Origin of the sequence: Chryseobacterium sp. CCNWLW53 (assembly GCF_037083525.1) — a bacterium.
GTDB lineage: Bacteria > Bacteroidota > Bacteroidia > Flavobacteriales > Weeksellaceae > Chryseobacterium > Chryseobacterium lathyri.
Genome location: NZ_JBAOJR010000002.1, coordinates 505,823 through 527,376 on the forward strand (window position 1 = coordinate 505,823; position 21,554 = coordinate 527,376).

Annotated in this window: 22 protein-coding genes; 9 read left to right on the forward strand and 13 right to left on the reverse strand. The window is 36.9% G+C overall.

Annotated features, from left to right (window positions below; genetic code table 11):
* Positions 1 to 4 precede the first annotated feature (4 nt).
* Together V6R96_RS07235 and V6R96_RS07240 are read left to right on the forward strand one after the other, a co-directional pair.
* Positions 5 to 295 carry a hypothetical protein gene (locus tag V6R96_RS07235; protein ID WP_111954827.1) on the forward strand — a complete coding sequence of 97 codons (291 nt, stop codon included), beginning with the start codon at positions 5 to 7 and terminating at the stop codon, positions 293 to 295.
* Positions 296 to 592: 297 nt separating this feature from the next.
* Positions 593 to 2,578: a urocanate hydratase gene (locus tag V6R96_RS07240; protein WP_336378510.1), complete on the forward strand. Its 1,986-nt coding sequence runs from the start codon at positions 593 to 595 to the stop codon at positions 2,576 to 2,578.
* 40 nt (positions 2,579 to 2,618) lie between these two features.
* On the opposite strand, the gene V6R96_RS07245 is transcribed toward V6R96_RS07240, so the two are convergent.
* From V6R96_RS07245 to V6R96_RS07260, 4 genes are all read right to left on the reverse strand, one after another.
* Positions 2,619 to 2,861 carry a hypothetical protein gene (locus tag V6R96_RS07245; RefSeq protein WP_336378511.1) on the reverse strand — a complete coding sequence of 81 codons (243 nt, stop codon included), beginning with the start codon at positions 2,859 to 2,861 and terminating at the stop codon, positions 2,619 to 2,621.
* 156 nt (positions 2,862 to 3,017) lie between these two features.
* Positions 3,018 to 4,463 carry a hypothetical protein gene (locus V6R96_RS07250; RefSeq protein WP_336378512.1) on the reverse strand — a complete coding sequence of 482 codons (1,446 nt, stop codon included), beginning with the start codon at positions 4,461 to 4,463 and terminating at the stop codon, positions 3,018 to 3,020.
* Between the two features lie 381 nt (positions 4,464 to 4,844).
* Positions 4,845 to 5,219 carry a helix-turn-helix transcriptional regulator gene (locus V6R96_RS07255; protein ID WP_336378513.1) on the reverse strand — a complete coding sequence of 125 codons (375 nt, stop codon included), beginning with the start codon at positions 5,217 to 5,219 and terminating at the stop codon, positions 4,845 to 4,847.
* 68 nt (positions 5,220 to 5,287) lie between these two features.
* Complete coding sequence (locus V6R96_RS07260) at positions 5,288 to 5,812, reverse strand: hypothetical protein (protein WP_111954923.1); 525 nt, start codon at positions 5,810 to 5,812, stop codon at positions 5,288 to 5,290.
* Positions 5,813 to 5,940: 128 nt separating this feature from the next.
* Here V6R96_RS07260 and V6R96_RS07265 point away from each other — a divergent pair, with 128 nt between their 5' ends.
* Entirely contained in the window at positions 5,941 to 6,507 is a 567-nt protein-coding gene (locus tag V6R96_RS07265; protein ID WP_336378514.1) for a hypothetical protein, read from the forward strand.
* A gap of 112 nt (positions 6,508 to 6,619) precedes the next feature.
* On the opposite strand, the gene tpx is transcribed toward V6R96_RS07265, so the two are convergent.
* Positions 6,620 to 7,177 (reverse strand): thiol peroxidase, encoded by a 558-nt coding sequence (tpx, locus tag V6R96_RS07270; RefSeq protein WP_336378515.1) that lies wholly within the window; start codon positions 7,175 to 7,177, stop codon positions 6,620 to 6,622.
* 176 nt (positions 7,178 to 7,353) lie between these two features.
* Here tpx and V6R96_RS07275 point away from each other — a divergent pair, with 176 nt between their 5' ends.
* Positions 7,354 to 8,982: an NADP-dependent glyceraldehyde-3-phosphate dehydrogenase gene (locus V6R96_RS07275; protein WP_336378516.1), complete on the forward strand. Its 1,629-nt coding sequence runs from the start codon at positions 7,354 to 7,356 to the stop codon at positions 8,980 to 8,982.
* Between the two features lie 276 nt (positions 8,983 to 9,258).
* On the opposite strand, the gene V6R96_RS07280 is transcribed toward V6R96_RS07275, so the two are convergent.
* Positions 9,259 to 10,791 (reverse strand): S41 family peptidase, encoded by a 1,533-nt coding sequence (locus V6R96_RS07280; protein WP_336378517.1) that lies wholly within the window; start codon positions 10,789 to 10,791, stop codon positions 9,259 to 9,261.
* 166 nt (positions 10,792 to 10,957) lie between these two features.
* Between V6R96_RS07280 and V6R96_RS07285 the strand changes: the two genes are divergently transcribed.
* Positions 10,958 to 12,052, forward strand: coding sequence for an MBL fold metallo-hydrolase (locus V6R96_RS07285; RefSeq protein ID WP_336378518.1), 1,095 nt, complete (start codon positions 10,958 to 10,960; stop codon positions 12,050 to 12,052).
* Here the strand turns inward: V6R96_RS07285 and V6R96_RS07290 are convergent, their stop codons facing one another.
* Positions 12,053 to 12,340 carry a GNAT family N-acetyltransferase gene (locus V6R96_RS07290; RefSeq protein ID WP_111955085.1) on the reverse strand — a complete coding sequence of 96 codons (288 nt, stop codon included), beginning with the start codon at positions 12,338 to 12,340 and terminating at the stop codon, positions 12,053 to 12,055. It lies immediately after the preceding gene.
* Positions 12,341 to 12,764: 424 nt separating this feature from the next.
* On the opposite strand from V6R96_RS07290, the gene V6R96_RS07295 reads away from it, so the two are divergent.
* From V6R96_RS07295 to V6R96_RS07310, 4 genes are all read left to right on the forward strand, one after another.
* Positions 12,765 to 13,193, forward strand: coding sequence for a hypothetical protein (locus V6R96_RS07295; RefSeq protein ID WP_111954937.1), 429 nt, complete (start codon positions 12,765 to 12,767; stop codon positions 13,191 to 13,193).
* Positions 13,194 to 13,305: 112 nt separating this feature from the next.
* Complete coding sequence (locus V6R96_RS07300) at positions 13,306 to 14,211, forward strand: helix-turn-helix transcriptional regulator (protein WP_336378519.1); 906 nt, start codon at positions 13,306 to 13,308, stop codon at positions 14,209 to 14,211.
* A gap of 87 nt (positions 14,212 to 14,298) precedes the next feature.
* Positions 14,299 to 15,300 carry an aldo/keto reductase gene (locus V6R96_RS07305; RefSeq protein WP_111954941.1) on the forward strand — a complete coding sequence of 334 codons (1,002 nt, stop codon included), beginning with the start codon at positions 14,299 to 14,301 and terminating at the stop codon, positions 15,298 to 15,300.
* 64 nt (positions 15,301 to 15,364) lie between these two features.
* The gene (locus V6R96_RS07310) at positions 15,365 to 16,357 is read left to right on the forward strand and encodes an MBL fold metallo-hydrolase (protein WP_336378520.1); all 993 of its coding nucleotides are present in this window, start codon (positions 15,365 to 15,367) and stop codon (positions 16,355 to 16,357) included.
* A 306-nt stretch (positions 16,358 to 16,663) separates the two neighbouring features.
* Here the strand turns inward: V6R96_RS07310 and V6R96_RS07315 are convergent, their stop codons facing one another.
* From V6R96_RS07315 to V6R96_RS07340, 6 genes are all read right to left on the reverse strand, one after another.
* Complete coding sequence (locus V6R96_RS07315) at positions 16,664 to 17,056, reverse strand: DoxX family protein (protein WP_223559200.1); 393 nt, start codon at positions 17,054 to 17,056, stop codon at positions 16,664 to 16,666.
* 54 nt (positions 17,057 to 17,110) lie between these two features.
* Positions 17,111 to 17,884, reverse strand: coding sequence for a DUF1223 domain-containing protein (locus V6R96_RS07320; RefSeq protein WP_336378521.1), 774 nt, complete (start codon positions 17,882 to 17,884; stop codon positions 17,111 to 17,113).
* Between the two features lie 116 nt (positions 17,885 to 18,000).
* Complete coding sequence (locus V6R96_RS07325; protein WP_336378522.1) at positions 18,001 to 18,762, reverse strand: LytTR family DNA-binding domain-containing protein; 762 nt, start codon at positions 18,760 to 18,762, stop codon at positions 18,001 to 18,003.
* The gene (locus V6R96_RS07330) at positions 18,743 to 19,759 is read right to left on the reverse strand and encodes a sensor histidine kinase (RefSeq protein ID WP_111954951.1); all 1,017 of its coding nucleotides are present in this window, start codon (positions 19,757 to 19,759) and stop codon (positions 18,743 to 18,745) included. Before V6R96_RS07330 ends, V6R96_RS07325 begins: the two co-directional genes overlap by 20 nt.
* A gap of 206 nt (positions 19,760 to 19,965) precedes the next feature.
* A complete protein-coding gene (locus V6R96_RS07335) occupies positions 19,966 to 20,412 on the reverse strand; it encodes a hypothetical protein (protein ID WP_336378523.1) in 447 nt (148 codons plus the stop codon).
* Positions 20,412 to 21,392 carry a heme-binding domain-containing protein gene (locus V6R96_RS07340; RefSeq protein WP_336378524.1) on the reverse strand — a complete coding sequence of 327 codons (981 nt, stop codon included), beginning with the start codon at positions 21,390 to 21,392 and terminating at the stop codon, positions 20,412 to 20,414. Before V6R96_RS07340 ends, V6R96_RS07335 begins: the two co-directional genes overlap by 1 nt.
* Between the last annotated feature and the right edge of the window lie 162 nt (positions 21,393 to 21,554).

A 21,554-nucleotide genomic window follows, 5' to 3' on the forward strand; every position in this document is an offset into this window, starting at 1 on the left:
TATTATGATACCAGAGAACAATACCAATGAACAGAACAGAAAGTTAGAGGAAATGGATTACAATCCGAATGAAGATATATTTAATCAGGAACCGCATATCCCGCTCGACGGTGACGGAAATCCAATCCTGAATGAAGAAGATGATGATAAAATAGACAAAGGACTTGACATTCCGGGAATCGAAGATGATGACGATATGGAAGAAATAGGATCTGAGGATGAAGAAAATAATTACTGGAGCCGAAGCGATAACGAAGATGACCATGAGGAAGAAAATGATGATGTGTTAACTTAATTTGTGCCCTGTACAATAAACTGACCTTACTGATTTCCAGTGAGGTTTTGTTATTTTTGGGAACCACTTGTTTTCCCGGGAATATATTCCCCTCCCTTTGGAGGGGAAACCTTTCTCCAAATTATAAACAAAGGTCGCAGCTTATATTTTATGTCTTACAAATCATCTGTAAGCATTTTGCCTTATTAGCCATTTTATCATTTCGCCCTTTTCGCCTTTTATTTGCCTATATTTTCTAATTTGAATATCTTTAAAACTTCAAACATTGATTCTAAACATTGAACTTTAAATAGCAATATGACATTTCAAGAACAGATACAACAGGGGATTCCTGATCAGCTGCCACAGCCTAAACCATACGAGACCAATATCAACCATGCACCGAAGCGTAAAGAGATTTTAGGGGAAGAAGAAAAAAAGCTTGCGCTGAAAAATGCCCTGCGTTATTTCGAGCCTAAGTTTCATGCAGAATTACTGCCTGAATTCAAAGAAGAACTGGAAAAATACGGCAGGATTTATATGTACCGTTTCCGTCCTGATTATGAAATGAAGGCAAGGGCAATTGAGGAATATCCCGGAAAATCTGAGCAGGCAAAAGCCATTATGCTGATGATCCAGAATAACCTTGATTATGCGGTGGCACAGCATCCTCACGAACTCATTACCTACGGAGGAAACGGAGCTGTATTTTCCAACTGGGCACAGTATCTTTTAACGATGAAATATTTGTCGGAAATGACGGATGAGCAGACTTTAACCATGTACTCAGGGCATCCGATGGGACTTTTCCCTTCGCATAAAGATGCGCCGAGAGTGGTAGTCACCAACGGAATGATGATCCCAAACTATTCCAAGCCGGATGACTGGGAGAAATTCAATGCTCTGGGCGTTACACAGTATGGGCAGATGACGGCAGGAAGCTATATGTATATTGGTCCGCAGGGAATTGTTCACGGAACAACCATCACCGTTCTGAATGCCTTCAGAAAGATTAAAAAAGAACCGAAAGGAGGACTTTTTGTAACCTCAGGATTGGGAGGAATGAGTGGAGCACAGCCTAAAGCAGGAAATATTGCCGGTTGTATCACAGTATGCGCCGAAGTGAATCCGAAAATCACCAGGATCCGCCACGATCAGAAATGGGTAAACGAAATCCATGAAAATCTGGATGCTTTGGTAGAAAGGGTACAGAAAGCTCAGGAAGATAAGGAAACAGTTTCACTGGCCTACCTTGGAAACATAGTTGAGGTTTGGGAGAAATTTGATGAGAAAAATTTGAAAATCGACATAGGATCAGACCAGACATCGCTTCATAATCCTTGGGCAGGCGGATATTATCCGGCTGGACAAAGTTTCGAGGAATCAAACAGGATGATGGCTGAAGAACCTGAACTGTTTAAAGAAAAAGTTCAGGAAACTTTAAGAAGACATGCCACAGCTATCAATAAGCATACCCAGAAAGGAACGTATTTCTTTGATTATGGAAATGCCTTTTTACTCGAAGCTTCAAGAGCAGGAGCGGATGTAATGGCAGAAAATCCTAGTCTTGGAAGAGAATTCAAATATCCGAGCTACGTTCAGGATATTATGGGGCCTATGTGTTTCGATTACGGTTTCGGGCCGTTCCGTTGGGTATGTACCAGCGGAAAGCCGGAAGACCTGCAGAAAACAGATGATATTGCATGTGCTGTTTTGGAAGAAATAGTAAAAAATTCTCCCGAAGAAATCCAGCAGCAGATGAAAGACAATATCCAGTGGATCAAAGGTGCTCAGGAAAACAAGCTGGTAGTTGGTTCCCAGGCGAGAATCCTGTATGCAGATGCAGAGGGAAGAATGAAGATCGCCGAAGCTTTCAACAATGCGATTAAGAACGGGGAAATCGGACCTGTGGTTCTGGGAAGAGATCATCATGATGTTTCCGGTACAGATTCGCCTTACAGGGAGACTTCCAATATCTATGACGGTTCAAGATTTACCGCAGATATGGCCATTCACAACGTGATTGGTGACAGTTTCCGTGGCGCGACTTGGGTGTCTATCCATAACGGTGGCGGAGTAGGTTGGGGCGAAGTCATTAACGGTGGTTTCGGGATGCTGCTGGACGGAAGTGCAGATGCCGACAGAAGACTGAAATCTATGCTGTTCTGGGACGTAAACAACGGAATTTCCAGAAGAAGCTGGGCTAGAAATGAAGGGGCAGTTTTCGCTATTAAAAGAGCTATGGAAGCAGAACCGAATCTGAAAGTAACACTCCCGAATTTTGTGGATGAGAGCTTGTTTTAAAAACTTTTTAGATATGAAAAACCTGCCTCACGGCAGGTTTTTACTTATAATCTTGATGTGAATTATCAATATTAGGGAATTTAATTATTACATTTCCTGAGCTATCAAAAAAAGAACTATCCTTTAAAATAATTTCTTCATCTAATGGCATACTTTCTAATTTTTCAACAAATTCACGTGTAAACTTTTTAACATCTTCACTGGGGCTTGTTGTGCCATCTTCCTGCATATGTTTTCTGATAGTATAGATCCCTAGATAATGTTCAACGTCTAATTTTTTCATTTATAAATATTTTTAACTAAATTATATACTTTGCGTTTGTACAAGCATCTTATATGCAATTTACTGTATTGAGCGCGAGTTTGAAAGCTCGCGATAGCGAGGAAATTATATGCAAAAATTTATAGAAATAAAAACCCTGCTTTAAAGCAGACTGTATTATATAATTTTGTATAGTTTATCTGATAAAGGAATTTTTTTTCTATATTCTAAAATTGATGGGTTATGTGCTATATGTCCAGAATACCCGATATATTTTAAGAGTAAACTGTTTACCATAAAAAGTAGATGGCTTATAATAAATAATAGTTCAGTTTGCTTTTCTTCTAATTGGACTTCTTCAAACGGAGAAGTCCCATGAAGAAACTTATTTCTATGATTTAAAATCTCTTTTTCAATTTCATTTAATGTAATTCCATAATATTCAAATGGAAAGGCCAATTTTTTCGAATTTGTTGGCTTATTTATTTCATTTATTTTTGAAGTAATGATTTTCATTGCTTCTTCAGAAATTTCTTCTTTATATTTAGAAATTTCTTTTAATAAATCTAGCCTTATATTTTTAGCAATTTGTTTATTAGGAATTGGTTTTATTTTTTCTTTATTTTCTTCATATACTAATGTTGTTATCGTTTCTAGTGCAATTGATAAAATTCCTGCTTTTAATAAATATTGCTTTGTATTATTAGATTCGATTACTAATTGGCAACTTCTGGCATATACACTATTATTCTTAATTGTATTACATAAATTAGAAAATGTATCAAAAGAAAAAGGTTTAGAAAATTCTTGATATTTATTGTGATCTTCTCCAGCCTGATTTAAATATTTTTTAAAATCTGAAGGATTTATAAGAGGTCTTTTGAATAAAAGATTAGAATATTTTCTTTGAAAAAAAATATTCTCAATATTTTTGAAATCAACTTCATTAGAAGTTTGATAAAAGTTTTGATGTTGAATAAGGGGACCAGCTACAAATGCAAATGCTAGAATTATAGATTCGCAAGATTTTCTAAAATTAGAAAAAGATTGTTTTTCTTGACCCTCAATGATAAAAAAAGTTTCTTTTTTATCATCATTGAAGTATTTAAAAATATGATAATTATATTGATCCAATTTTGTTTCAAATAAACTTAAAGAAAATATTGACTCAATTTTTGAAAATTTTGTAGAAAGAATGTCCAAATCAAGATCTTTTTCTACTGGTATTATTAATCGGTGAAACTTATTGTCAAAATTTTGGATTGAATCAGAATGAAATTTGTTCAAATGTAAAGTAAAAATTTGTGGAACATTGAAAGAAAATTTTGCAGTAATTATTGAGTCATAATCTATTGTGAATATTTCCCCAAGCATAAATAAAATTAAGGAATTATTGTGGTCAAATAAATTGTTTTTTAATTCATCTAATCCCAACACAGGAGTATCTAAAAATATTTTGCATTTAAAAAAGTCGTCTTTTTCACTTTTATCAACTGTACAAAATACTTCAATATTTTTATCTTTATTAATAATCTTAAATAGCTTCTCAGATTTAAAGCTTTCTATTTCGTTGAGTGATAATTGAATGTATTTTTCATAATCAAACTCTATATCATGGTTCATTGTTATGTTTTTTTAAAATTATAGATTTTAGAATTTAAAAAGTTTGTGTATTTAACAAATATAATTAATATAAAATTTATTACCCATACGATGTCCCATCATAAAAAGCTTCCAAAACTTTCAAACTATAAAAAACTATTGTAAATAGTATTATTTACTAGCAAGAGGTTCTTAGTAGGCTAAGATAAACCACACCCTTCATCCAATCAATCAAAGATTGATTCCTTCTTTACCTCCTAAGTATAAATAATAGGAATTAAACCTTTGCGTCAAAAAATCAAATAAACTCAACGTTTACGTTAGATCTCAACTTTTGCTATTAACCAAAAAAACTCAGCACATCGCTGAGTTTTTTATATCTGATAATCAAAATTTGATTATTTATTTTTTATACTTCTTCAGTTCTTCCTCCAACCTTTGGTTCTCCTTTTTCAGAATCTCTATAAGTTCTCTCTGGCTTTCCAGAAGGAATTCCGGGACATTACAGTAATAATTACCACTTATATTATTTCCAAAACTACTACTTGATGTAATATTATCAAAATGATTGATTTGTTTAACTTCCTCTTCCTGATAGATTTCCTCCACAGGAACTTCAAGAAAACGGGCAATTTTTTCCCATTCTTCTTTTCTTATAGCTACATCTCCGCTTTCTTTTCTGCTGTAGTTGGAAACGTCTGTTGCCAGGATATCTGCGATCTGCTGCTGTGTAAAACCTTTTCTTTTTCTTACGTCACGTAGTTTTTCTTTTTGCATAGCCGTATTTTCTACAAATATGCAAAATATTACTCAAAAAAAACAGAGAGTTTAAAGCTTTTTATTTGCTATAATTTTTCGTATTCTTTCAGAAAATTATACGTGGCATCTTTTAAAGATTTTTTTAGATTGTTCTTTTCGTCTCCGCCACCGCTTTTACGGATTCCCGTGGTTTGTATTTCTTTGTTGTTGCTGATGTTTTTGTAGTTCACCACTGTTTTCAGGGTCGCTACAGAAAAACCGAAATGCCAGTTTATTTCCGAAATATCAGCATCGAATACCAGAGCGTCTTTATCTGTGATTTCTTCGGAATTTTCAATGAATTTTAGTTTTACATTGGTCTCATTGGCAAGCTCATTCAAAGATAACTGGAAGGTTTCTTTTACATTGGGCTGAACCACACCGCCCAGTACAGTTCCATGCATTCCCGTAAAGTTGATCAGGGTCTGGCTTTTAGGATTCAGTTTGAAATAGATAGGTTTTTCTGCATAGAAATTTTTGTTCAAACTGTTATTCGTGTAATTGTGGGATGTTCCGCAAGCTGTTAAAGCAATTGTTGCTGCCAATAGTAAAAGAAATCTGAAAATTTTCATGGTTTGTTTTATAAAATTACTGACCAAATATATATAAAAAAGGAAGATAATTATAAACGGTGGAGACCATAATCAAAGAGTTTCCAACCTTTTTCCAAAACAAAGCATCTTTACTATAAAAGATCCCTATGAAAATTACCATACCCAAACCCTGTCATGAAAACTGGGACACTATGACTCCTGATGAAAAAGGAAGATTTTGCTCCGTTTGTTCCAAAACAGTCCACGATTTTACCAATTCCTCAGATGAAGAGCTTATCGGCGGCCTTACTTCTGGTGATAACATTTGTGGAAGATTCAGAGATGATCAGCTGGGGCGGAACCTGAATTTTTCAATTACCAGTAAAATTGCATTAGGCCTATTGGGAGTCAGTGGAATTTTGGCAACAGCAAATGCCCAGGAGGTTAAAAATGAAAACATGAAAAGCGTTGATAAGCTGAGAGGGCTTAATATAAATCAGCAGACAGATGATTCCATATACAGGAATAAAACCATCCGTTTGGGAGCGCCGCTTTCAAAACCGGCAGCAAAGCCTATTATCCTGTTTAATAAGAAGAGGATTACTCAGGCTGAAATGCAGAAGCTAAACCCAGATAAAATTAAAAGGATTAATATTCTCTCAGGAGAAGGTGCCGTAAAGCTTTATGGAAAAGAAGGCAAAAATGGAGTCATTGTTATTGAAGGTAAAAATTGAGAAGTATTCATTTTTAAAATATTTCCAGAAAATTCTTACAGGGTGAGTGATAAATAATAGCTCCGGCAATCGAAGATTGCCGGAGCTATTATATGAATCTAAAAAGAAAGTCCTATTTTTTCACCGCTGCAATAGCGGCTTCATAATTAGGTTCATGTGAAATATCATCCACCTGCTCTTCATAAATGATTTTTCCCGAAGGATCAATAACCACTACAGCTCTGCTTAAAAGGCCTTTCATTACAGAATCTGTGATTTCCACTCCATAGGTTTTTCCAAAATCAGAACGGAAATCCGAAAGCATTACCACATTCTTGATCCCTTCCGCACCGCAGAATCTTTTCTGGGCAAAAGGAAGATCTTTGGAAATACAAAGAACCACCGTATTCGGAATATTCCCTGCATCTTCATTGAAATGATGTACAGAAGCCGAGCAAACCCCTGTATCAACACTTGGGAAAATATTAAGAATAACATATTTTCCTTTATACGAATCCAGAGTCTGATCTTTCATCGTTATATCCGTAAGCGTAAACTTGGGTGCAGCTTTATTCACTGCAGGTAATTTGGAATACGTGTGCACAGGCTTTCCTCCCATCAGAACAGTATTCTGGGCGAAACTGAATACTGAGAAAAGGAATACTGCGCTGAAAATTAATCTTGATACCATGAATTTTATTTTTAAACAAAATTATTCTTTTTTTAGTACTCGTTCATTAATTTTAATTCAAATACCCGTCAAATAGAGCAAATCTATCGGCAGCCTATTTTTTTTACCAATTGTAACATCTACCTTTATTCTGTAAAAGGCAATTTTACATTCAAATTATCAAAAAAATAAAATTTATGGATTCAGTAAACAAGCTGTCATTGCAGGATATCTTTAAAAGTGAAAATGAAATTCCTGAAGAATATAAAGTTCCCGAGATCCACCAGAAGGTTTACCTTCTGAACGGAGAACTGGTAGAGTGGAAGGGTGAAGTTCAGAATATCTATTCGCCCGTCTGTATTTCTACGGAAAATGGATTGGAAAGAAAGCTTCTGGGGAGTGTTCCTAATATTGGCCCAAAGGAAGCGATGGATGTCCTTGAAGCTTCCGTTAAAGCCTATGATAATGGTCTGGGAGAATGGCCTACCATGTCTGTGGAAGAAAGAATTAAATGTATGCAGAAATTTGTATACCTGATGATCGAACAGCGGGATCTGGTGATTAAATTACTCATGTGGGAGATCGGGAAAACCTTAGCGGATTCAACCAAAGAATTTGACCGTACTGTAGACTACATCAATCAAACCATTGATGCGCTGAAAGACCTGGATAGAGAATCTTCCCGTTTCCAGGAGGCGGAAGGAACCATAGCACAGATAAGAAGAGCTCCGCTAGGGGTGGTTCTGAGCATGGGACCTTTCAATTATCCTTTAAATGAGATTTTCACTACGCTGATTCCGGCTCTCATTATGGGAAATACCATTCTCTTTAAGCTTCCTAAGCATGGGGTTCTTGCTCATTATCCATTATTGAATGCCTTTAAAGAAGCTTTTCCGAAAGGAACGGTCAATACCCTTTACGGAAAAGGTTCGGAAATCATTACCCCGATCATGGAAAGCGGAAAAGTAAACGTTCTGGCCTTTATCGGGTCCAGTAAAGTAGCTAACGGACTAAAGAAACTGCACCCTAAAGTAAATCGCCTCCGCGCCATTCTCAGCCTTGATGCTAAAAATGCAGCTATTGTTACTAAAAATGCCGATCTGAATGTCGCAGTAAGCGAATGTATCCTGGGAGCATTGTCATTCAACGGGCAACGGTGCACGGCACTGAAGCTTATATTTGTGCAAAAAGAAATAGCCGAAGAATTTACCCGGAAATTAAGTGCCGCTGTTTCTGCACTGAAGCCAGGCCTTCCGTGGGAAAAAGACGTAAAAGTGACTCCGCTGCCGGAAGTTAATAAGCCGCCTTACCTTAAAGAATGTATAGAAGATGCGTTGGCAAAAGGTGCGAAAGTTTTAAATGAAAACGGAGGCTTTACTGAGGAATCTTTTGTTTTTCCCGCCGTGGTTTATCCTGTCAATAACGATATGAAGCTGTATCATGAAGAACAGTTCGGGCCGGTGATTCCTGTGGTGCCATTTGAAGATATTGAGGAGCCTATAGATTATCAGGTAAATGCCTCTCATGGAATGCAGGTGAGCATTTTCAGTGAAGATCCGCAGGAAGTTTCCAGATTAATTGATCCTTTTGTGAATCTCGTAAGCCGTGTCAACATCAATTGCCAGGCACAGCGTGGGCCGGATGTTTTCCCATTCACAGGAAGAAAAGACAGTGCAGAGGGAACGCTTTCTGTTTTTGATGCGCTCCGCTCATTTTCAATCAGGTCTCTGGTAGCTGCAAAACTGACAGATTCCAATAAAAAATTATTAAATACAATTGTAAGAGAACATGATTCTAACTTTTTAAGCACTGATTACATTTTTTAGACAGTTTTTAATTCTATTTAAATAAAATAATAATCCTCAAGAAATTCTTTGTTTTTGAGGATTTTATATGAGTAGTAAAGTTGATTGAGTAAAACTTTGAGTCAGAAATATAATTATATTAAAAATCTGTAACATTTTTTTGCATTTCAAACTAACTCTGTTCGAGCTCTTTATCAGTGGAAAATTCTGGTTTTACTGTTATTATGTAAGGTTTAAAAGAATTAAAAAAATCAAAAATAGTTTCGGCGGGCTGAAAGCCCGCCGAAACCTTATAAATTATTTACTTTTTCTTTCTTCTGCAATCTTATTTTTCACCCAGTCCAGCTGCGGATCTTTTTTGTTCATAATATCCTGCATACTTTCCGTGACAGTAACATCTGGAACAACTCCTCTTTTTGTATTTAAAAAATCGATGTTGGGCTGTACCAGCAGGAGCCCGATAGGAAGGTTGATTTTCGAATTAGGAAGCTTCTGATAAGAATAAAATCCGGCTACAGTTCCGTCATTGGCACCACCTGTTTCTTCGCCAACCAGGACCGCCCGTTTATCATATTTCAGCTTTGCTGTAATAATCGACGACGCAGAAAAGCTTCCACCGTTAATCAGGACAAATACTTTTCCCTGAAAAGCATCCTTATTAGGTTTTGTAGGCTTAGCTGCTTTCATTTTGTAATACACTTTTCCATCCTTTTTATAAGTGCTGAAAGTCTGTGCAAAGACATATGTGGGATATGCTAGGCTCTTAAAAGCATACTGGAAAGGAGAACTTTTCCTGAAATAGTTGGTTTTAAGCGGGGTAATCCTTGAGGTAAGCTGTGATGGCTTGATCAGGACATACGGTGCCGGTGCGAGGTATGAATACAGGTTATTGATCTCGTGAAGGGATCCACCGTAATTATTGCGGACATCTATGATTAAATATTTAGATCCTGCATTTTTTATTTTTGCAAATGTTTCCCTGTAAAACTTATCTGAATAATCACTTGAAAAACTTTTTATCTTTATGTAAGCTGTTGTGCTGTCTTTATCCAGAAATTTAAAATTCCGGTTATAAGAATCAGTGAAAGCTACATAATCATTGACTTTCTTTTCCGGACTTCGCTTCTCCTGTTCCTTATCTTTTTCCAGATCAATTTTGGATTTAGATTCCCGGTAGAGGATATATACTTGTTTTTTGCTGTTGTAAAGGGTTTCTAAATAGGCTTTGTCTGCAAAACCGTTTTCTGCTGTATAAAAATTGAAAAAAACATCCTTTAAAAAATAAGGCTGAAAAGTGTCATTATATCCGTCACTGCTAATCAGGGAACGGTATTTCTTTATATATTCGGATACAGGAATATGGTTGATTGATAAAATTTCAGTTCCCGGCTTTATATGGGCTATAGAATCTTTATTTTGAACAATAAACAGACGATTGTCTTTTATATAATATTCGAAACGGCTGAACATTCCCTTTTTATGTTCAAGAGATTTAATTTCCTTTTTAGAAAACTTTTTTCTGGGAATTCTCAATGCCAGATGGCCTTCACGAATATCTGTAATTACAGGCTGGAGTTTAAAATAAAACTGAAGCGAAGTTAGAGGCTGGTTGATCGTTTGTTTAAGACTGTCAAATTTATGGTCAAGATCCTTTTTGGAAATATACCAGTAAAGCTGGGGATGCATCTTTTGGAGCTTTAAGTAGGCATAGTCTATGTCTTCCTTAAGCTCTTCAGGGCTTATGCATGCTGTACTCTGCTCATTATGCCTTCTGATAGATGTACATGAAGAGAGTGCTGCAGCCAGCAGTATGATCGAATAATTTTTCAACGTACTTTGAATTTTTTTTCAATCGGCTAAGTTAAAAAGTTTCAAATTATTCTGATTTAAATAAATAATAAAATATTCAGAAAGCTTTATAAATTAAGTTAAAAAAAATACTGAATTTTCTATGCCAGATTAAAAGTCAATACCTTTGCTGCCTATTTTACTGAAGATGATATATTTGATTTTATTGGCTGGACTTTTGGTGGCACTTTACCTGATGGTAATGAATATGCCTGCTTTTGGTGCAGACCCAAAAGGCAGAAGACTGGAACGTATCAGAAAGTCTGAATTATATAAAAACAGGAAATTCCAGAACATCAGCCATACCCCGCCTATTGCCGAAGGCTACAGTACAATAAAAGTTACCTGCGATTTTATTTTAGGTAAAAAACACCCATTGCTGAAACCTTTGAAAAATATTCCGTCCATTCATACAGATTTAAAAAAGATTCGGAAAGATCAGGATATTTTCATCTGGCTGGGGCATTCATCCTATTATCTGCAGACGGATGGTGTTTCTTTTCTCGTAGATCCTGTCCTGAGCTTATATGGCTCCCCGTTTAAGTATTTTAACAAAGCTTTTAAAGGCTCGGATATATTCAAACCGGAAGATATTCCCGATCTGGATTACCTGGTGATTACACACGATCATTTTGACCATCTGGATTATCCAACAGTGAAATCAATCAGAGACCGGACAGCAATGGCTATTCTTCCATTAGGAGTGGGAGCACATTTAGAAAGATGGGGCTATCGTGAAGAAAATTTAATTGAAGAGGAATGGGGAACAGAGGTCCTTTTAAAAAACAGTCTGAAAATTACCTTTACCCCGGCAAGGCATTTTTCGGGAAGAAAAATAAAACAGAATAATACGCTGTGGACTTCCTATGTTCTGGAAACTCCCACAAAAAAAATATTCCTGGGTGGTGACAGCGGCTACGATTCCCATTTTAAAACAATTGGCGAACAGTTTGGCCCCTTTGATTATGCTGTTCTTGAGAATGGGCAATATGGCGAAGCCTGGCGGTACATCCACACTCTGCCGGAAGACGTTATTCAGGCTGCTGTTGATCTTAGAGCTGAACATATTACTCCTGTTCACTCCTCAAAATTTGCCCTGGCTCTCCATCCCTGGGATGAACCGCTTCAGAAAATAACAACTTTGGGAAAAGAAAAAGGACTCAGCATACTCACTCCGATGATTGGAGAAGTAGTAGATATGAACCGTTCTCAGCATCAGTTCGGAGAATGGTGGAAAGAATAATCAGGCGTGCCAGATATCCTTATATCTTGCAGGATGGTTTTCAAATTGCTGGCGTACGAAATCACATTCGGGATCTACCAGAAGGTCTTTTTCTTCGGAATAGCGGACTAGTTCGTCAAGAAGCATTTTTGCATATCCGTGGCCTTCACGTTCCTCAATAATTTTAGTGTAATATACAATCAGCAACCTGCCGTCAATTTTTATAGACATATATCCTGCTTTTTCCCCGTCAATTAATAGCTGTAGTTCGTCCTGATATGGCGAGATTTCAAACTTTATATTTTCCATAATAATTAAGATTTGATGAGTTATATTAATGACCTGCTTCATTCAATCCATAAAGCATTTAACAATCTGGCGACATAAAATCCTTCCGGATGTATACTTCCCACTCTTAAAATTACAAATTAAAATAATACGAAACATGAGTTTTCCGAAACTTAACGAATTTTAAGCTATTTTGAAGTTTAAAAGTGGAAAATGGCGGTGAAATAGATTTAAATCGTATTATTTTATAACAGATAATTAATAATCCATTATTCAAAAACATTTCAAAAATAAATATTTTTTGTAAAAACAGGTAGATGAATGTGATTTTTTGGTGCAGATTATCAAATAGTTATGTTTTATTTAACAAAAATTGTGAATAGCTGTAGAAAGCTTGGCATTTTAATTGGCTATACTAGAACAGTTTAACTTAACAAATTAAAAGATGAAAAAAATATTAATCGCATTAATGCTTGCAGGCACATTTGGCCTCACATATGCACAATCAGATTATTATAACGATTACAGAAGAAGTATAACAGATGTCAACTGGCAAACAGTAGCTGCAGATCTTTTGCTTTCTGTGGCACAGACCAACCAGCTGAATGCTTTAAATGACAGATACCGTGATTATGATTCCTGGAACAGGGTATACGTAAGTAATCCCGACCGATGGAGAGAAGACAGATATTATGAAATAGAAAGAATACTTGGACGTGAAAAGTATACTAAGTTTAAAACTAAATACTATAAAGGTCAGAACCCTGTAGCAGTTTATAACCGTAACAAAAATAATTACAAGAAATACAAGTCCAAACAATACAAAGAGTATAGAAAGGAATATAAAAAAGAACACAAAAAGGGACATCACTAAGTCTCAAATATCAACTATATATTCAATTTTAAATGGCCGGCATTTGCCGGCCATTTTTATTTTATCAATAATCAGATTATTTTTATTTGTTTGAATTTTATAACTTAGCTATATGGAATCTAAAGAAACAATAAACGGATTTTATCTGCGGAATGCATCTATGGAAAGACAGGATGTTGTGACAGCTCCCGGCGTGGGACATTTCAATGTTTTTTCACGCGAAAATTGTGCACTGATATCACCTTACAGCAGAAGAGACTATTATAAAATTTCACTCATTATAGGAAAAGGAAAGCTTCATTATGCAGACAAATGGATTTATGTAGACCGTCCTGCACTGTTATTCTCCAATCCTGTTGTTCCTTATTCCTGGGAAACGGATGATGAAGACCAAAAAGGCTGGTTCTGCCTTTTTACAGACCAGTTCCTTCAAAACGGGATACGCCTTGGAAACCTTCAGGATTCCCAGCTTTTTAAAATTGGCGGAACCCCTGTTTTCTTTGTGGACGAAGAACAGCAAAAAACCATTTCGGACCTCTTTACCAAGATGATGACAGAGATTGGAACGGAATATATGCATAAATATGATATGCTTCGGGCATGTCTCCATCTTCTGATTCATGAAACGATGAAAATGCAGCCTGCAGAAAGCTTTGAGCCTTATCAGAACGCCTCTCAGAGGGTAGCATCGCTGTTTATGGAGCTATTGGAAAGGCAGTTTCCCATCGACAGCCCCGAAGCATTCCTGAAATTAAAAACACCTAATGACTATGCACAGAATCTTTCTATCCATGTAAATTCTTTAAACCGTGCAGTGAAAGAAATGACCGGAAAAACAACAAGTCAGCAGATCACTTCCAGGATCATTCAGGAAGCCAATGCTTTACTGAAACATACGGACTGGAATATTTCTGAGATTGCCTACGGATTAGGATTTGAAGAACCTGCTTATTTTACCAATTTCTTTAAAAAACAGACCGGTTTAGCTCCCAATGCAGTCAGAACAGAAATTGTTTGAATTTTATAATTCTTAGTTTGAATTCTATAGAGTATCCGGCCAATTCTTGTTCTAATTTTGTTCTATCAATTAAAAATCACAGCAATTATGAAATTCAGACAATTAGGAAACACAGGAGAGCAGTTATCTGCAGTAGGTTTAGGATGTATGGGGATGAGCTTTGCATACGGTCCGGCCGACGAACAGGAAAGCATCAATACTTTACATAGAGCATTGGACTTGGGAGTTAACTTCTGGGATACCGCAGATATGTATGCTGCCGGAGAAAATGAAAAGCTGATCTCTAAAGTTCTGGTTCCGAACAGGGACAAAATCTTTATTGCCACCAAATTCGGATTCAGGTTTAAAGATGGAAAACCAAGTCACAGCGGGGCTCCCGGAACTTATTTTGACGGTTCACCGGAGTGGATCAGACAGGCTGTCGATCTGAGTCTTCAGAGACTTAAGATCGATACAATTGATCTCTATTATGCCCACAGGGTAGATCCAAATATTCCCGTAGAAGAAACAGTTGGCGCAATGGCAGAACTGGTAAAAGAAGGAAAAGTAAAATACCTTGGATTATCAGAAGCTTCTGCCGAGTCCATCAGAAAAGCGAATAAAATTCATCCCATTACAGCATTGCAGTCAGAATATTCTATTTTAACTAAAGATGTAGAGAAAGAAATACTTCCAACCATCAGAGAGCTGGGGATTACCCTGGTGCCTTATTCTCCACTGGCAAGAGGACTTTTTGCCAATATCAATGAAGTGCAGAATTTTGGGGATGAAGATTTTAGAAAAACATTGCCGCGTTACCAGGCAGAATATCTGGAAAATAACAAAAACCTGGCGAGAGAAATTAATGAATTTGCACAGTCTAAAGGCGTAAAAGGAACTCAGCTAGCATTAGCCTGGGTATTGAACCAGGGGGACGATATCATCCCTATTCCGGGCACTAAACGTATTAAGTATCTGGAAGAGAATATTGCTGCCGTGAATATTGATCTTTCGCCTTCTGATCTGGAAACAATAGATTCGCTTCTTAAAAAGTACCCCAACGTAGGCGAAAGGTATACTGAAGGTTCTATGAAATTAGTAAACAATTAAAAAATCATATTCCGGATCCCGAATAGTCAGTAGGAATCCGGAGTATAAAAAACACATATTGATTATGAACAGAAGAGAGCTTTTAAAAAGCGGACTCATGGCCGGAGCATTAAGCTTCGTTCCGTTTACTGATGTTTTTGCCGGTGCCAAAACATTTTCACTGCGTTCTGAAGAAGACCTTGCAGGGTTCAAAAAGATAAAACTTGGAGAACTGGAGCTGTTCATTCTTACGGACGGATATATTCATGAGAAAAACATCGATACATTTGCTCCGAGAGCGGACATCACTCAATTAAAGGCTCTTCTCAGAGACAATTTCCGTCCTGATGATTATGTTGATATGGCAATGAACCTGATGCTTGTCAAGACCAAAAGCAGGCTTGTTTTACTGGATGCCGGAATGGGGATTTTTGCAGATGAAAGAACGGGATTTATTCTGAAAAGCTTACAGAAAGCAGGATTCTCTCCAAAAGATATCACAGATGTTTTCATTTCTCATGCCCATCCGGATCATATTGGTGGGGTAGTCGACAAACAGAATAACCTGGTTTTCCCCAATGCGGATATTTATATTTCAAAGATCGAGCATGACTTCTGGCTGCAGGCTTCCATCAAAGATTTTAAAAACAGCTTTCTGAAGAACCAACCGGAATTTCTTAACCAGATCATTCCACCTATCCAGAATATTCTGAAAACAATCCGCCCGAAACTGAAATTTTATGATTTTAAAAAACCTCTTTTTGATCATTTCAGTTTTCAGCTGGCTCCGGGACATACGCCAGGTCTTACCGTCACGACAATTTCATCGGGCAACGAGAAACTCATGTATATTGCAGATCTGATCCATTCCGATGTTATTCTCTTTCCACACCCCGAATGGGGATTTTCAGGCGATACGGATCTGGATATTGCTACAGAATCCCGTAAGAAATTACTTAATCAGCTGGCAGAAACCAAGGCTAAAGCTTTTGCTTATCATCTTCCATGGCCGGGCCTTGGCTTTACAAGGAAAAAAGATGCTGCCTATGAATGGATTCCGGAAAGTTTTATGAATTAACGGTTTGCTAACGGATACACCTTAAATTTTCTACGACATAGTTTCAATAATAAATCCTCTCATTTTCGGGAGGATTTATTATTAAAATCCCCAATCAAAGGAATACAATCGTAGAAAATGAAAAATAATATTACCTGATTGGGGGAAACATAAATAGAATTTTTAAATAGGATCAGATCATAAAAATTGATCGTCTGAATTTTTTTTTTTGCAAAGGTGATTATATTTTTACTGAATTAGAAACAGAACATGTAAGGGATTCAGAATTTCGAACCTCCAATTAAACATTCCAAAGCCGGTTCCTGCCTACGCTTTTCCAAAAATAAGTTCAGAAGAATACAGCTTCCTGAACATGATATACGTTACAGAAAGAATCGTAAATGCGATCACTGCATCTATAGTGGCAGCGAAGCCCAGTACTGCAATTTTTGAGAAGAAGGCGAAGATGATATCAAAAAACATTCCTGCAAACACCCATTCTTTTAATCGTAATAAACGGTTGGGAAGAAGAAGTACCAGAATTCCGGATAATTTAAAAACACCTAAAATGTAAATAAAGTGAGGAGGATAACCAAGCTGTTGGGTAATGTCCCATACCACTGGATTTTTAGTAAGTTCAAAGAAGCCGCTCGCTCCGAACCATAATGACATAAAAATGATTCCTGACCAATAGATGATTTTTGTTGTTTTTGTTTTCATTGTTTTTATTATTTAAAGTTTTGTTGAATTTTTTATAAGCTATTCCTCTAAATGTTATTGAATGACAGCTTTAGAGACCCCGTACATCTTTCCTGTCTTTGAGTTCTGAATAAATCCAATGACCTCCCAATTGTCCTTGGTGAAATTGTCCGGGAGTTTAAAATCTTCAGTTCCTTCCGAATGATCTTTCAGTGAGATTTGTTTCTGCTTATGCACAATCTGCCAGTGCTGCAAATGGTGACCCTCATTTTCACCTCCTGCTACCTGAGTAGATGATTTCTTTTCCACTAAGCTGATAAACAGCTGATTTTGAGGAGCAGTTTCAGCCGTTTTATAACTGATGGTGATTGTTTTTTGTGAAGCTACAGCTGAAAGGCTTACAGGGGCGGTTTTAGAACTGAGAATAACATTCTGAATGGCATTTTCTATGGCATTTCTGTCAGAACCTACCAATTCTGTTTTCCCATTGATCACCAATTGTGGAGTATAGGTTTGTGATCTGAGCAGACTGCTGTACATCTGCTGCCGCCGGGAGTTTTCAGCACTGCTGAATCTGTCTTTCCACCCGAGCCGGTTCCAGTAATCTACATGGTAGGAGAGGATGTAAACCGGTTGGTCTTTGTACTCTTTTTCAATCTGTCCCATCAGTTCATCTGCAGGTGGGCAGCTTGAGCAACCTTCTGAAGTGAACAGTTCCAGAACAGCAAAACCATTGTCAGGGAAAACAGCAGTGTTTCTTGTGTTTATCCTGTCTTTCTGCATAAATGCAGATGCTGCAAATATTAAAGCCGTGAAGGCACTTACGATGGTTAGATTTTTTAGAATCATGTCTTTAATTTTGATTCAAAAGTAGGAACCTCGTAAGCGCAAAAGAAGATAAAAAAGGGTTAGCCGGACAAATTGAAAGGTGAACCCGGAAAATATAAAGGTTGAAAATTTATATATTAACGGTCTTCCAGCCAGGAGAAGAAACTGTGCGTTTTATCTTTGTTGATCAACAGTTTTTCAGGAGTTTCAATAACAAGCTTAACCAGAATTTTCCGCTGGAAATAATGCTCCATCTCCTTGACAGCCTTAAAACTCACCAGGTACTGTCTGTTGATCCTGAAAAACTGTTTCCCGGAAACTTGTTCTGCAACCTGTCCAAGTGACTGTGAAAGCTGAAATTGTTCCTTATCAAAAGTAACCAGATGCGTGATTTCATTGTGGATATAAAAATAAGCGATACTTTCTGTAGGGATCGTGGTATATTTCTGATTTTTAAAGACTAAAAAACTGGTTTTTCCGTCAGGCTGGCTGATCTTTTGCAAAAGAGATTCGATATCAGGAAGCTCATTTTTACGGAAGAATTTTCTTAGTTCATCCACTTTTTTCAGCGCTTCGGAAATATCATCTCGCGAAAAAGGCTTCAGAATATAATCGATTCCCTTGCTTTTGAATGCATCCAGCATATACTGATCAAAAGCTGTACAGAAAATGATAGGGCAAGTGATATCTATTGCTTTGAAAATCTCGAACGACAGCCCGTCCGAAAGCTGGATATCCATAAAAATAAGATCCGGCATTATTTCTTTTGATAAAGCTTCAACACTGGTTTCAATACTGTCATAGACGCCCATGATTTTGGACTCGGGTCTTAACTCTAAAATAAGGTTTTGAAGAGACTTTGCTGCTCTGAATTCGTCTTCAATGATGATGATATTCATGGATTAAAGGTAGTTTTATTTGAAAAATTTTTTCGTCTGAATACATTTCTATTTCCTGTTCCAACAGATGCCTGAACCGCATTTTAATATTGTCAAGGCCTACGCCAAGGGATTCTTCCGTGGCAATTTTTCGCTGGACAGGGTTTTCTATAATGATCCTGTCTTCAGAACTGTAAATTCTGATATGCAGGGGCTTACTGCGGGATACAATATTGTGCTTGATACAGTTTTCTACCAGAAGCTGAATGGTAAAAGGTGGAATAAGTGTTTTAAGATCTTCACTTTTGAGTTCGTTGGTAAATGTAATTCCTTCGCCGAAACGGGCTTTTTGAAGAAAAAGATAAGCATCAATAATCTTCATTTCTTCCTGAACTGAAATGAGGTCTAGTTTTCTGCTTTCAAGTGTAAATCTGTAAAAGTCAGAAAGTTTGATAATGAAATCAACCGTTTCAGAATCGTTGGTTTCCGCCATCGATTTTAAAGTATTCAGGCTGTTGAAAAGAAAATGGGGATTCACCTGTTGTTTTAATAATTCGTATTGAGCCCCCAGATTATCACTTTTTACCTTTTCCAGTTCCAACTGTACCTGCTGTCCTGCATAATTATTCTGAAGTAATGTCAGGAACATATAACAAACGAGGTTGATCAGGATTCCCCGGACTTCCACCATCAGCATAACCGGACCGAAATTGATGTGAGATAAAATGAGCTGCTGGATCCAGGCCAGTCCGAACATAATCACCATTCCGAATGCCAGAGCAGTTAATAATCTTGAATATGAGATATTCTGTTTCCGCTTTCCTGCACTGCGGTTAAGCAAATAAATGTTGAGGTACCACATGATCACGGAAAATGCGGCTGTTATTGCTGAATTTACAGTGGCCTCTTTCCAGTTGAATTCATGGGAGGCGAGTTGAGGTACAGAAGATAAAATACCCAGAAAAAGAGAGCTTATCCAGATGGTGGCCTGTGAAATTTTTATTTTTTGCTGTTGCATGGGAACAGTGGTTTTGAGAAGTGAAATTAGGTTTTTTATTTGTAAAAAGAATGGTATTGGTGATGAATAGTGAAAAGGTGAATCGTCAATTGTGAATTTGCTTTGCCGGTGAATTTTTCCTATAAATTGACTATTGACTCTGCGTAGCAAAATGGATCATTCACAAAAAATACTCAGAAACTGAAAATCAGCTTCTGAGTGTTTTTTTAAGGTCTTTTTACAGGTTTATAGCTCATGATATACTGTATTCTTTCTTCTTTATTTTTATTGATGTTAATGTTTTGATTTTCTGAAGCGTTTTTTATCTGATAGGAAACATTTCCGTTATGATCAGTCTGAATGGTTTCTATACTTAATAGTTCACCTGTAATGGTTCCTCCTATGTATTGTGGATTATCATGGTATTTCCACGTGACTAATTTTATAACAGAGCCATTCTGAAGTTGATTATTTTCACCTGACAGAGAGATTAAGGCTTCCCGGTTTCCATACAAAGCAGATGAAGTTTCTTTTTTTGTATTGAGTGATGTGGAAATAAATTTTAAATCTCCAGGATCGAAAACAAGACGTTTTAGATCTTTGTCCGGTTCATCAATTTTACAGGCAGTGAATAAGGCACAGACTGACAGGATCATAAACAGTATTTTTTTCATTATTTCTCAAGGTTTTTAATTAATCTTTCTGTGTTGACTTTCATTGGGATATCAAATAAATAGCCGGTTTTTTCGGCTAACTGACGGTGGCAGGCGATACAGGATTCTTTCGCGAAAGAAGCTGTTTTTCCTGTGGGATGAAGATCGTTTCCTGAAAATTTGGCAAATCCCCAACCTTCTGTATCTGTATATTTTTTAGAATCTTTGACCATAAACTGAGCATTGATAAACTCTCCGGCTCTCACTTCTCCGTCTGCAAAATTTTCCTGCTTCCAAACTGACTTTACAACGATGCTTCCATCCGGCCACGGATGAAAATTCTCTGTTTCAATGGCTTTTACTGCAATATCATTTCCGTAAATTACACGAATTGATTTGTCAAAAAGAGTACTCATGCTGATCACTTTCCAGTTTTTAAACTCGTCTGTATATCGTATTCCATTGGGAGAAACCGGAAATTTTGCCGGATCAGGGCTGTGATTAGTCTGAATGTTTTGATGAAGATCTTTTTCTTGTTTTACAGGAGACAATCCGGATAAGGAAAGGGTGTATTTCTTAACCGTTTCAATATCTTTTTTCGTGATTTTGGCTGTTGGATGGAGCAGTGTATATTCATGAAGAGGCATTTTTCCGCTTTGCATCATATTCAAAATGGCATACATCTTTCCCTGATGTTCAGCCGGCGAATAATTCCACTCTGAAAAGTTTAAAACTTCTCTGGCTCTTTCTATATCTTTGTTTACCGCCCAGGAAATCGGAGCAATTTTGTCGTACCAGCTTAAATTCTGCTGATTGGAATGACAATTAAAACAAGAGTTTTCCAAAATGGCAAGAACTTCGCGCGGAGCCTCAATCTTTTTAGAAACAGGCTGTCCTTTCAAAGGCTGATTGGAAAACTGCAATCCTGCAAAGATTCCTAAAACTGCCAGAAATACTATGGCAATAGGTTTTACATTCCTTTTTTTATGTACTGAGTCCATAATGATTTATTTTTATGGCTCAAAAGTATACGCTTAAAAAAAGAATCGAAATATAAAGCTGGGTGAACCGGACAAATCAAAAGGTGAAAATGGAATTTTTAAGGGTAAAAAGAAAGTTGGATGATGGAAGCTGAAAGTTTATGATGTTCTGATACTAACTCC